This is a genomic window from Streptomyces sp. NPDC002324, assembly GCF_053593335.1.
Genome location: NZ_JBSFCF010000002.1, coordinates 105,232 through 117,644 on the forward strand (window position 1 = coordinate 105,232; position 12,413 = coordinate 117,644).

Annotated in this window: 11 protein-coding genes; 3 read left to right on the forward strand and 8 right to left on the reverse strand. The window is 72.9% G+C overall.

Translation table 11 applies throughout. The features are described from left to right. Positions 1–21 precede the first annotated feature (21 nt). From ACWCRJ_RS03510 to ACWCRJ_RS03535, 6 genes are all read right to left on the reverse strand, one after another. Positions 22–1,038, reverse strand: coding sequence for a hemolysin family protein (locus ACWCRJ_RS03510; RefSeq protein WP_450937699.1), 1,017 nt, complete (start codon positions 1,036–1,038; stop codon positions 22–24). Beyond that, the gene (locus ACWCRJ_RS03515) at positions 1,035–2,372 is read right to left on the reverse strand and encodes a hemolysin family protein (protein WP_450937700.1); all 1,338 of its coding nucleotides are present in this window, start codon (positions 2,370–2,372) and stop codon (positions 1,035–1,037) included. The genes ACWCRJ_RS03510 and ACWCRJ_RS03515 overlap by 4 nt, the downstream gene beginning before the upstream one ends. Before the next feature lie 203 nt (positions 2,373–2,575). Next, entirely contained in the window at positions 2,576–3,001 is a 426-nt protein-coding gene (locus tag ACWCRJ_RS03520) for a GNAT family N-acetyltransferase (RefSeq protein WP_450937701.1), read from the reverse strand. A 256-nt stretch (positions 3,002–3,257) separates the two neighbouring features. Then, on the reverse strand, positions 3,258–4,139 hold the full coding sequence (locus tag ACWCRJ_RS03525; RefSeq protein WP_450937702.1) for an LLM class F420-dependent oxidoreductase: 882 nt from the start codon (positions 4,137–4,139) through the stop codon (positions 3,258–3,260). A gap of 90 nt (positions 4,140–4,229) precedes the next feature. After that, positions 4,230–6,800 (reverse strand): ABC transporter permease, encoded by a 2,571-nt coding sequence (locus tag ACWCRJ_RS03530; RefSeq protein ID WP_450937703.1) that lies wholly within the window; start codon positions 6,798–6,800, stop codon positions 4,230–4,232. A gap of 4 nt (positions 6,801–6,804) precedes the next feature. Further along, positions 6,805–7,692, reverse strand: coding sequence for an ABC transporter ATP-binding protein (locus tag ACWCRJ_RS03535; RefSeq protein ID WP_450937704.1), 888 nt, complete (start codon positions 7,690–7,692; stop codon positions 6,805–6,807). A 218-nt stretch (positions 7,693–7,910) separates the two neighbouring features. On the opposite strand from ACWCRJ_RS03535, the gene ACWCRJ_RS03540 reads away from it, so the two are divergent. Next, complete coding sequence (locus ACWCRJ_RS03540) at positions 7,911–8,150, forward strand: toxin-antitoxin system HicB family antitoxin (protein ID WP_013005232.1); 240 nt, start codon at positions 7,911–7,913, stop codon at positions 8,148–8,150. Positions 8,151–8,154: 4 nt separating this feature from the next. Next, complete coding sequence (locus ACWCRJ_RS03545) at positions 8,155–8,529, forward strand: fic family toxin-antitoxin system, toxin component (protein ID WP_450937705.1); 375 nt, start codon at positions 8,155–8,157, stop codon at positions 8,527–8,529. Here the strand turns inward: ACWCRJ_RS03545 and ACWCRJ_RS03550 are convergent. Together ACWCRJ_RS03550 and ACWCRJ_RS03555 are read right to left on the reverse strand one after the other, a co-directional pair. Beyond that, the gene (locus ACWCRJ_RS03550) at positions 8,498–9,184 is read right to left on the reverse strand and encodes a class I SAM-dependent methyltransferase (protein WP_450937706.1); all 687 of its coding nucleotides are present in this window, start codon (positions 9,182–9,184) and stop codon (positions 8,498–8,500) included. The two genes, ACWCRJ_RS03545 and ACWCRJ_RS03550, sit on opposite strands and share 32 nt — an antisense overlap. Positions 9,185–9,374: 190 nt before the next feature. Then, entirely contained in the window at positions 9,375–10,061 is a 687-nt protein-coding gene (locus tag ACWCRJ_RS03555) for an esterase/lipase family protein (RefSeq protein WP_450937707.1), read from the reverse strand. 109 nt (positions 10,062–10,170) lie between these two features. Here ACWCRJ_RS03555 and ACWCRJ_RS03560 point away from each other — a divergent pair, with 109 nt between their 5' ends. Then, on the forward strand, positions 10,171–12,384 hold the full coding sequence (locus ACWCRJ_RS03560) for a LuxR C-terminal-related transcriptional regulator (RefSeq protein WP_450937708.1): 2,214 nt from the start codon (positions 10,171–10,173) through the stop codon (positions 12,382–12,384). Positions 12,385–12,413: the final 29 nt, after the last annotated feature.

The following is a 12,413-nucleotide window of genomic DNA, read 5'->3' on the forward strand; positions in this document are numbered from 1 at the left end:
GGCTCCCTCCGCCGACGAACCTCACACGGCCGGCTGCCCGAACAGCTCCCGCAGCACGTCCTCCATGGTCACGATCCCGGCGAGCCGACCGTCCGCGCCCAGCACGGCCGCCAGATGCGTCCGGCTGCGGCGCATCGCGGTGAGCACGTCGTCCAGCGGTGTCGTCTCCCGGACCCGGGCGATGGACCGCATGTCCCGGACGGAGAACGGCACCTCGCGCGGGGTGGCGTCGAGCGCGTCCTTCACATGGAGATAGCCCACGATCCGGCGCCCCTCGTCGACCACCGGGAAACGGGAGAACCCGGACTCGGCCGACAGCCGCTCCAGCTCCTCCGGGGTGACACCCATGCCCGCGTAGACGACCCGCTCCAGCGGGAGCACGACATCGCGCACCGGCCGCCGGCCCAGTTCCAGCGCGTCCCGCAGCCGCTCCTGCGCGCGGTCGTCGATCAGCCCGGCCTCGCTGGAGTCCCGGACCAGGCGGGCGAGTTCGGTGTCCGAGAAGGTCGCCGCCACCTCGTCCTTCGTCTCGACCCGCATGAGCTTGAGCAGGGTGTTCGCGAAGGCGTTCACCGTGAAGATCACCGGGCGCAGCGCCCGCGACAGCGTCACCAGCGGCGGGCCGAGCAGCAGGGCGCTGCGCACCGGCTCGGCCAGGGCGATGTTCTTCGGGACCATCTCGCCGAGCAGCATGTGCAGATACGTGGCGAGCGCCAGGGCGATCACGAAGGAGACCACGTGGCCCGCGCCCTCCGGCACGCCCACCGCGTGGAACAGCGGCTCCAGCAGGTGTTCGATCGCGGGCTCCGCGACCACACCGAGGACCAGGGTGCACAGCGTGATGCCGAGCTGCGCGGCCGCCATCAGCGCGGACACGTGCTGCAGACCCCACAGCACGCTGCGCGCCCGCCGGTCACCCTGGTCGGCGTACGGCTCGATCTGGCTGCGGCGCACCGAGATCAGGGCGAACTCGGCGCCCACGAAGAACGCGTTGACGACCAGCGTCGCGAAACCGATCAGCAGCTGGACGGCGGTCATCGCGTCTCCTCCTCGTGTTCCTTGGCGAACGGGACCGGCGCGTGCAGCAGCACCCGCGCGGCCCGGCGCCCGGCGGCGTCCACCACGTCGAGCCGCCAGCCGACGACGTCGACGGTGTCGCCGACGGCCGGGATACGGCCCAGCTCGGTGGCGACGAGGCCCGCGAGCGTCTCGTACGGGCCGTCCGGCGCGCGCAGGCCCACCCGGGCCAGCTGGTCGGTACGGGCCGAGCCGTCGGCCGAGTACAGCTCGCGGCCGTGCTCGTCGGTGCCGACGGGGGCCAGATCGGGCGTCTCGTGCGGGTCGTGCTCGTCCCGCACCTCGCCGACGACCTCCTCGACGATGTCCTCCAGGGTCACCACGCCGGCGGTGCCGCCGTACTCGTCGATGACGACGGCCATCGTGCGCTTGCCCGAGAGCCGGTCCAGCACCCGGTCCACGGTGAGGGACTCGGGGACGAGCAGCGGCTCGCGCAGCAGCTCCGCGACGGAGGTGCGCAGCCGGCGCTCGGCGGGCACGGCGAGGACGTCCTTGATGTGGACGGTGCCGACGACCGAGTCGAGGCTGTTCCGGTAGACGGGGAAGCGGGACAGGCCGGTGGCCCGGGTCGCGTTCGCTACGTCCTCGCAGGTCGCCAGGGCGTCCAGGGCGATGACCTGGACGCGCGGGGTCATCACGTTCTCCGCGGTGAGATCGGCGAGGTTCAGCGTCCGCACGAACAGCTCGGCGGTGTCCGCCTCCAGGGCGCCCTCCTTGGCCGAGTGCCGGGCGAGGGCCGCCAGCTCCTGGGGGCCGCGCGCGGAGGCCAGCTCCTCGGCGGGCTCGATGCCGAAGAGGCGTACGAGACGGTTGGCGGTGTTGTTGAGGTGGGTGATGAACGGGCGGAACGCGGCGCTGAACCAGCGCTGCGGGTTCGCCACCTTCTTCGCCACCGGCAGCGGCGCGGAGATCGCCCAGTTCTTGGGCACCAGCTCACCGACGACCATCAGCACGACGGTCGACAGGGCCGTGCCGATCACCAGCGCCACCGAACTCGACGCGGACGCGGGGACGCCGGCCGCCTCCAGCGGGCCCGCGATCAGCTTCGCGATGGACGGCTCGGCGAGCATGCCGACCACCAGATTGGTGACGGTGATGCCGAGCTGCGCGCCGGAGAGCTGGAACGTCAGGTTCCGTACGGCCTTGAGGGCGCCGGCGGCGCCCCGCTCGCCGCGCTCCACGGCCCGCTCCAGCCGGGCGCGGTCGACCGTGGTCAGCGAGAACTCGGCGGCGACGAAGGCACCACAGATCAGCGAGAGCAGCACCGCCACCAGAAGGAGGAGCACTTCGGTCATCGGGTCACCTCCGTCCCATGATCGGGCAGGTGCGGGAGGATCGCGCGATGTCGTGCACCGGCTCGGGTACGGGAGGTACCCGGCCGCGTACTGGGAGGCTCGCCCATGGGCGGACGCTCACAACCTTTCCGTAGAGGTTCACTGGTCCACTCATGGTAAAGGACCGGCAAAGTGCCTCCCGCCGCCTCGGTGCACCCCCGGCATCAGCTCCCGAGCGGCTTCACCCACCGTCGCCATTTCTCCTCGGGCGCGTACCCGGCGGCCCGCCACGCATGCTGGGCCGACTCGTTGCGTACGAGCACCATCGCGTCGCCGCGCCGCCCGCCGAGCCGGACGAACCGCTCCTCGGCCGCGGCGAGCAGAGCCGAGCCGATGCCCTTCCGTCGTCGCTCCGGATGCACCGCGAGCCGGTACAGATGGCACCGCCAGCCGTCGAATCCGGCGATGACCGTGCCCACGAGATCTCCGTCCAGCTCGGCCAGGATCAGCGCCTCGGGGTCACGGTCCACCAGCCGCTCGACGCCTCCACGGTCGTCGCTGATGCTCGTGCCCTCGGCGGCCACCTTCCAGAAGGCGAGGACGGCGTCGAGGTGGTCGGGCGTCGCGGCCCGTATGCGCAGGTCGGTCATGACGCGATCCCATCACGGGGGTCGACGGAGGGCCGGGAATTCCAGAATCCGGACAGGCCCGCGGGGCGGCGCGCCCTGGTCCGGCTCCGCTCCGGCTCCGCTCCGGCTCCGCTCCGGCTCCGCTCCGGCTCCGCTCCGGCTCCGCTCCGGCTCCGCTCCGGCTCCGCTCCGGCTCCGCCGCGCATCCCGCCCGGCCGAGCATCCCGCCCCGCCGAGCCGGAGTTCCCGGATCCGCCCCGCCCCAGCCCCCGCCCCCTCACCGGCCGTGCAGTGCCTCGACGACCTTCGCGAAGGACTCCATGTTCGGCTCCAGGACGGTCAGGTACGAGAAGCCGTAGCGCTCCCGCTGGGCCAGTACCTGGTCGACGATCTCGGCCAGGGTTCCCACGAGGACCAGCGGGAGCCGGAGGGCCTGGTCCTCGCTCAGGTTCGGGAGGTGGCTGAGCCACGGCTGTACGGCGGCGGCGCGGTCCTCGGTGAGTTCGACGATCTGGATCAGCAGGTTCAGCTCGGCGGGTTCCTTCCGTCCGGCGGCGAACTCCTGGTATCGGCCGACCCGTTCGTCGAGTTCCTCGGCGGTCAGCGGTTCCAGTTTGCCGTTCCCCACCGTCCGGGCGCCCGTGAACGCCGCGATGTCCGCGTGCTCGGCGGTGATCCGCAGCACGCGGTCACCGTTGGCGCCGACGAGCAGCGGCACCCGGGGCCGCTGCACCGGACGCGGCTCGTGCTCCTCGGAGCCGAGAAGCCGGTCCAGCTCCCGGACCGTGCGCAGCAGATGGTCGACCCGCGCGCCCGCCGAACCCCACGGCAGGCCCGCCTTCTCGTGCTCGGCCGGTACGTACCCGGTGCCGAGCCCCAGCTCCAGACGCCCGCCGGTCAGCGCGTCCGTGGTGGCGACCTCGCGCGCCAGCAGGGCCGGGTTCCAGAAGCCCGCGTTCAGGACGAACGTGCCGAGCCGCGGCCGTTCGGTCGCCTCCGCCGCCGCGACCAGGGACGGGAACGGGGCCGGCATGCCCAGATGGTCCGGGACCAGGATCACGTCGTAACCGAGCTGCTCGGCGCGGCGGCACTTCGCGCGCCACTCCGCAGCCGACGTGGGGCTGAGTAAGTTGACTCCGAAGCGGAACGGGCGCGGCATGAACTCTCCTCACAGATCAGGGACTTGGGCGGGCATGCCGGTGAGTGCACCACCGGTGTGGGCGTGCCGCCAGCACACGTGCGCGCACGCTCACTCGTGCGCGATCGCCGCCAGGACGTTCATCCGGGAGGCGCGCAGCGCGGGCAGCAGGGCCGCCACGACGCCCACCACCGCCGAGCCGATCACCACGGCGACGACCGTGCCCCACGGGATCGCCAGCGCCTTCATGCCCTGCAGCGCCAGCACCTGCTGCACGCAGACGCCCCAGATCAGACCCAGGACGAGCCCGAGGACCGCCCCGAACACGGCGATCACCACCGACTCCAGCCGGATCATCCGCCGCAACTGCCGCCGGGCCAGCCCGATCGCGCGCAGCAGCCCGATCTCCCGGGTGCGTTCGACCACCGACAGGGCGAGGGTGTTGACCACCCCGAGCACCGCGATGACGATCGCCAGGCCGAGCAGCGCGTAGACGAGATAAAGAAGCACGGCGATCTGGCCGCGGATCAGCTCCTTGTAGTCGGCCTGGTCGCGGACCTGGACCTGCGGGTAGGCCTCCAGCGTGCGGTCCAGGTTCGCGCGCAGCTCGTCGGCGCCGGTGCCGGACCCGGCGTTCACGTACAGCGCGGAGTCCTGCCCCTCGGGCACGTACGCCTCGATGGTGGCCATCCCGAAGTACAGCCCGCCCCGCACCCCGAAGCCGTCGGCGGTGTCCTGGTCGGTGAGCGCGGCCACCTTCAGCTCGGTGTTCTTCCCGGCCGGGAACCGGACGGGGATCGTGCTGCCCACCGTCACGTCGTGGTCCCGCGCGAACTCCGCGTCCATGGCGATGGCGCCGTCGGCCAGCGCGGCGCCGCTGTCGCCCTCGGCGTAGGTGACGTTCGCGATCTCGTCCAGCTGTGCGTCGTAGGCCGCGGCGGTCGTCTCGACGCGCGCGCCGTCGGGCAGCCGTACCTCGACGGGCGTGAACCGCTGGCGTACGACGAGGCCGACGCCGTCGGTGGCGCGGACCTTGTCGGTGACCTCCCGCGGGAACGGCAGGAAGTTCTGGTTCTGGATGACGAAGTCGGCGCCGAGGGTGTTGTCGATCTCGTCGTCGAAGGACTTGGTCATCGACGCGCTCGCCACCGACATGCCGGCGACCAGCGCGATCCCGACCATCAGCGCGGAGGCCGTGGCCCCGGTCCGGCGCGGATTGCGCAGGGCGTTGCGCTGGCTCATCCGGCCGACGGAGCCGAACAGCGCGGGGAAGGCGCCACCGAGGACCCGGATCACGGGCCGTACGAGCAACGGTCCGGCGATGACGGTCGCGACCAGTGTGAGGACCACCCCGAGACCGAGCAGGGAGGCGGCGGAGCCCGTGTCGGACGACACCGCGCACCCCGCGAGCGCGGCGGCACCGGCCGCTCCGACGATCCCGCCGGCCACCGCGCGCATCCTCAGCGGTCGCCCCACACCGGCGATCTCGGCGTCGGACAGGGCCGCCATCGGCGACACGGCCGAGGCCCGCCGGGCCGGGAGATAGGCGGCGACGAAGGTGACGCCGAGCCCGACGGCGTACGCCGCGATCGGCGTCCCGACGCCGATCACCATCTCGGCCGAGCTCAGGTTCATCCCGAAGGCGCCCATCAGCTCGATCAGCCCGAAGGCCAGCCCGATGCCGGCGGCGAGGCCCAGCGTCGACCCGACGAGCCCCAGGAGCGCCGCCTCGGTGAGCACCGAGCGCCGCACCTGGCGCCGGTCGGCGCCCAGCGCGCGCAACAGGCCCAGTTCGCGGGTGCGTTGGGCGATGAGCATGGAGAAGGTGTTGACGATGAGGAAGACGCCGACGAGTGTCGCGATCCCGGCGAAGCCGAGCATCACGTACTTGATCACGTCGAGGAAGCCGCCGAGCGAGGCGGCCGCCGACTCGGCCCGCTCGTCCGCGGTCCGGTACTCGTACGCCGTCGGTCCCAGCTCGTCGGCGATCCGCCGCTTGAGCAGGTCGTCGCTCACCCCGGGCTCGGCGGTCACGGAGATGCCGGTGGCGGCGTCGGGGTCGCCCAGCAGCGCGGTCTGTGCCGCCCGGGTGTCGAGGTAGACGAGGGCGGCGCCGGGGTTGGTGGTGGTGAAGGTGGCGATGCCGACGACGCGTACCCGGAAGGAGCCCGGCCCGGCGAGCACCGTCAGGGTGTCGCCGATCTCCACGTCCTTGCTCTTGGCGGTGTCCGCGTCGAGCAGGGCCTGGCCGGCGCCTCGCGGCGCGTGCCCGCTGGTCAGCTTCACCGGGCTGCGGTCGGTGGGCTGCCAGTTCCTGGCGACGGTGGGGGCGCCCGTGGTCGGCCCCACCGACTCGTTGTCGCTGTCGACGACCGTGACGTTGTCGACGGACGCGTCGACACGGGCGTCCGCCACACCGTCGATCCCCGCGACCCGCCGCGCGAGCGAGGCGGGCACGGTCTCGACGGCCCCGGTGGGCATCTGACCCGTCAGTTCGTCGTCCCTCGGGCTCACGGTCACATCGGCCGAAGTGGAGGCGAAGAGGCGGTCGAAGGTGCGGGTGACCGTGTCCGAGAAGATCAGGCTGCCCGCGACGAACGCCACGGACAGCACGACCGCCAGCGCCGAGAGCAGCAGCCGCCCCTTGTGCGCGAGGAAGCTCCGCAGAGTCGCCTTCAGCACGGTCTCAGTCCTTGCCGGGGCCGACGGACCGGTCGCCGGGCCCGCCCGCGGACCCGCTGCCGGGGACGCTCTCCCCGTCGGGGGCCGCCAGGGGTGTGCCGGCGGCCGGGGCCTGGGGGTTCTTCCCGGAGAAGAGGCGCATGCGTTCCAGGACCGCTTCGGCCGTGGGGCGTTCCATGCGGTCCACGATCCGCCCGTCCGCGAGGTAGAGCACCAGGTCGGAGTGGGCGGCGGCGCCGGGGTCGTGGGTGACCATGACGACCGTCTGGCCCAGCTGGTCGACCGCCTCGCGCAGGAAACCGAGCACTTCGAGCCCGGCGCGGGAGTCGAGGTTGCCGGTCGGCTCGTCGGCGAAGATCAGCTCGGGCCGGGAGGCGAGTGCGCGGGCGCAGGCGACGCGCTGCTGCTGCCCGCCGGAGAGCTGCGAGGGCCGGTGCCGCAGCCGGTCGCGCAGCCCGAGCGTGTCGATGACCTGGTCCAGCCACTTCTCGTCGGGCTTCTTGCCCGCGATGTCCATCGGCAGGGTGATGTTCTCGGCCGCGTTCAGCGTGGGGATCAGGTTGAAGGACTGGAACATGAAGCCGATCCGGTCCCGGCGCAGCCGCGTCAGATCACGTTCCCTGAGCCCGGTGATCTCCGTGTCCCCGAGCCACACCTGTCCGGCCGAGACGGTGTCGAGCCCCGCCAGGCAGTGCATCAGGGTGGACTTTCCCGAGCCCGAGGGGCCCATGACGGCGGTGAAGCGGCCGCGCGCGATGTCCACGTCGACCGAGTCGAGGGCGAGGACCTTGGTCTCTCCCGTGCCGTACGCCTTCGTCAGGCCCCGGGCGCGGGCGGCGACGGAGTCGGCTTCCGCGCGGCCGAGGGGGTGCTCAGCGGCAGCAGTGGACAAAACGGCCTCCAGGCTCGAACCAGTTCGAATTCCGGGCGCTCCCGGCCGAGCCTAGTGTGATGCGCGGCACAGCAGGAATCCCCCCGAAGGCCGAGGCGGTCTCCGTCGCAGGTCGGGGTCCCGATCTCTATGTAAGGGGCACGCAAAGCGGGCCCTTAGGGGCGGTGGAGGCGAAGGCGCCCTTGCCACTGCTAGCACTCCGGCGCTAGCGTCGAGTCATGGCCAAGACCCAGCTGAACGTCCGCGTGGACGAGGACACGGCCCGGGCCGCCCGTGAACGAGCCCTGGAGCGCGGGATGAGTGTGAACCGGTACATCGAGGAACTGGTCCGGCAGGACACGGGCGAGGCGGGGCACACCTTCGTCGAGTCCGCGGCCGACTTCATGAAGCAGTACGAGGCGGTTTTCGCCGAGGAGTTCGGCGCCGATCCCGAGGGCCGGCGCGAGGGGCGTCACTGATCCCTTGAGTCAGCTCAGAATCGACCTGTCCTGGCTCCTCATGGTCGCCGAACGGAAGACGCCCGGAGATCCGCAGGTCTCCGACTGGGGCGCCCTCGTCGCGGCCGTCGCCCGGCACGAGGCCGAGATCTTCGACGTCCCCGTCTACGACACCCCGCACGCCCGGGCCGCCGCCCTCCTCCAAGTCCTCATGCACGTCCCGGCGTTGGAGCGTTCCAACGCGCTGTTCGCCTCCGCCGTCGCCTACGGCTATCTCGTGGCCAGCGGCGTCAAGGTCGTCACCTCCGCCGAGCAGGTGCGCGAACTGGCCCGGCTGGTCAAGAGCGGCGAGGCCAGCGTGCAGGACATCACGCAGGAGCTGCGTCAGTGGAGTCTGTGACGCCGGGCCGCCGGGCCCGGCCCAGCACGCAGTAGGAACTGGGCAGCCGCGGCCCCTGCTCGGGCACCAGGACCTCCCGGACCGCCCCGATCCCGAACCCGGCGGCCCGGATGACGGCGACCGGGTCGCGGGAGACATGGCAGCCACCGAACAGCAGCGGCCACACCGTGCCGTCCAGCGCCCGCTGAGCCGTCCGCATCGCCCGCCCGCCGCCCCGGCCGTGCTCGAAGAACCGCAGCTCACCGCCGGGGCGCAGCACCCGCCGCACCTCGTTCAGCGAGCGCCGCACATCCCGCACGCTGCACAGCACCAGGGACACCACGGCCGCGTCGAACGCCTCGCTCTTGACCGGCAGCGCCTCCGCCGAGCCCGGCACCACGTCCACGGGCACCTCGGCGCGCAGGGCGGACTCCAGGGCCAACCGCCGCAGGGAGTGCTCCGGTTCGATCGCCACCACCTCCGCGACCGCGCTCGGGTAGTGCGCGAAGTTCAGACCGTTGCCGGCGCCGATCTCGATGACCCGGCCCGACAGCCCCGCCAGCAGCTCCTCGCGCAGGGGACCGATCCGCGGCTCCGCCGACACGCTCAGTCTGGCGTAGAACCGGGCGAAGAGGGGGTGGTGCACGGCGTCCGTCGTGGCGCGGGCGCGGGCCATGAGGACCTCCCGAAGAGGACGGCAGATACCGCGATTGTCCCCCGGGAAGCACCGGCTCACCCGTCGCGGCCGGGACGAGGGGACGGTCCGCAGGGCGCGACCGCGGGCAAAACGCCTGGCCCGCCGCGTGTCCCTGGGGAGGAGACCACGCGACGGGCACGGGTGTACGAGGTGCCGACCGCCGGGACGATCAGGCGATGAAGGCGCGGACCTGGTCGTAGATGCCCTTGTCGTTGTTCATGTCGTTGTGCGGGACACAGCCGACCTCGACGTTCGTCGCGCCGCTGAGGATCGCGGAGGTGTCCGGGGTGAGCGCGTCGTCGCAGTTCGACCAGTAGCTGGCGTACGACACACTGCCCGGCGTCTCGTCACCGGAGTTCAGCGAGGTCAGGAAGGAGCTGCCGGTGTACATCTCGCTGCAGGACGTGTAGAGCCACCGGCACCAACCGGCCACGGACGTCCCGTGGTTCACACCGGCCGCGGAGACGAAGTCGTCCACGTACGCCGTCCCGCCGAGGTTCTTGAGGTAGTACCGGGAGCTGAGCGCGCCCATCGAGTGGACGACCACGTCGACCTTGGCGGCGCCCGTCGCGGCCCGCACGCTCTCGATCTTGGTCTTGAGCTGCGCGGCCGTCGTGACATTGGACTGGCCCCAGTCGTAGGACCAGGAGTACAGCTCCGCGGACGTGTAGCCGTCGGCCTTGAAGTACGCGATCCAGTCGTCCCAGCTGCTGGACGAACTGCTCAGACCGTGCACGAAGACGACGGGGTTGCGGGTCGCGGCCTGAGCGGAGGTCGCGGAGAAGGAGAGCGACAGAAGGAGCGTGGTGGTCACGGTCGCGAGGGCCGTGGCGATACGGCGCATGCGGCGCTGCATGGTGCCTCCTGAAACGGGTGGGGTTCGTCTGGAGTGTCAGCGGGGTCTACGCGCGCCGCATCGGTGAAATCGCCGGTCTTTACTGGTCGGTTAACTCGCAAGTAACGTGATGAGCGTGGTGACCCCGGTGAACCCCCCACAACTTCCGCATCGCTCGCCACCGCCCCCCACGCACGCGTGGCCGAGCCCGGACACAGCGTCGGCCGCCGCGCCCACGCTGTCCGAAGGTGTGCGCGTACGCCTGTTGCACGCCGCCCACGGCGATCCGCGCGCCGCCGCGGAACTCGCCACCGCCCTGACCCCGCGCCAGCGCACGGGCCTCGACCCGCTCCCCGCCGAGCCCCTGGCGCTGGCCCCCGCCCTGCTGCGCGGCCACCGGCGGGACGTACGCGCCCTGCCCGACGACACCCGCTTCCTGCTGCTCCTCGCCGCCGCCGACCAGTACCCGGTCCGCACGCACGCCTACGCGCGCGCCGTCACGGCCGCCCGGCTCGACACCCGCCCCCTCGACACGGCGGAGGCGGCCGGGCTCGCGCACACCACGACCCAGGGCATCGTCTTCCCGGACGCCTGGACCCGCGTCGCCGTGTACGAGTCGGCGTCCATGGCCGACCGACGCGAGGCGCACCGCCTCCTCGCCGCGGTCCTCAGCGGCGAGGGCGAGCGGCCCGGCCGCAGCTGGCACCGGGCCGCCGCCGCCCTCGGGCCCAGCCGCCGCCTCGCCGCCGAACTGCGCCTGTCGGCACGGGTGGCACGTGCCATCGGCGACCCCGCGCTCGCCTCCGCCCTCGCCGAACGCGCCGCCGGGCTCACCCCCGAGCCCGCCGAACGCATGCCCCTGCTCGCCCAGGCCGCCGCCGAGGCCTGGCAGTCGGGCGACGGCGACCGGGCCCGCCGCCTCGTCGCCGCCACCGACGACGACGCCCTCGCGGGACTGCTCGCCCTGCGCGCCGGAAACGCCGCCGAGGCCTTCGACGCCCTGCTCACCGCCGCCGTCCGGCACGTCGGCGAGCGCACCCCGGACAGGGCCGCCCATCTGCTGGCACGAGCCACCGAGGCCGCCATCTACACCGGCGACCTGCGCCGCTGCCGGGAGGCCGCCGCCGTCGCCGACGCGCTCGGCATCGCGCCGCCCAGCACGCTCGGCGCGCTCGCCGCCGCGTTCGAAGGCCGCTACGACGACGCCCGGGACGTGCTCGAAGCCGCCGCCGGGCGCTGCGGACCCGGTGGCGACCCCACCCAGCTCATCCACTCCGGGATCGCCGCCCTCCTCCTCGGCGACCACACCCGCGCGTTCACCGCCACCGCCCGCGCCGCCTCCTCCGCCCGCGCCAAGGGCGAGACGGCGACCGTGCCGCAGGCCATGGAGTTCCGGGCCTACGCGGAGTTCTGGACCGGGCGCCCGAGGGCCGCCGAGGCCGCCACCGTGGACGCCCTGCGCCAGGCGTACGCCACCGGGCAGGACAACGGCGCCTGCCATCTCCAGGCCGCCCTCGCGATGTTCGCGGCCGTCACCGGCGACGAACAGGTGTGCCGGGAGCGCGCCGAGTCCGCTCGCGCGTACGCCCTGGAGCGCGGACTCGGACTGCCCGCCGCCCTCGCCATGTTCGCCCTCGCCTTCCTCGATCTGAGCACCGGCCGGTACGCCGCCTCGGCGGCCCGCCTGCGCGCACTCGCCGGCTTCGGCCCCGGGCACGGACACCGGGCCGTGCGGCACCTCGCCACACCGCACTACGTCGAGGCCGCCGTCCGCACCGGCGACACCCGGGTGGCCCGGGCCGCGCACGCCGACTACGACCGCTGGGCCCGTACCGTGCGCAGCGCCGACGACCTCGCCCTCAGCGCCCGCTGCCGTGCGCTGCTCGCCACCGGGGAGGAGGCCGTCGAGCACTACCGCGCGGCGCTCGACCTGCACGCCTCCGGCACCCGTGACGTCGAACGCGCCCGCACGGAACTTTTGTTCGGCAGCGCTCTGCGGCGGCTGCGCAACCGCACCGAGGCCCGCGACCGGCTGTACAGCGCCCTGGAGGCCTTCGAGCACTTCGGCTCCCCGCACTGCGCGGCGCAGGCCCGCGCGGAACTCCGGGCCCTCGGGGAACGCGCCTCCGCGGCGCCGGCCGCGGAGGCTCTGGCGTCCCGCCTCACCGCCCAGCAGTTGATGATCGCCCGCATGGCGGCGGAGGGTGCGACGAACCGGGAGATCGCCGCACGGCTGCTGCTGAGCCCGCGCACGATCGACCACCATCTGCGGGGGGTGTTCTCGCGGTTGGGAATCCGGTCGAGGATCGAACTGGTGCGGTTGCTGGGGGAGACGGAGACGTGAGGCCGTGGCGCGCCCCTCAAGGGGGCGCG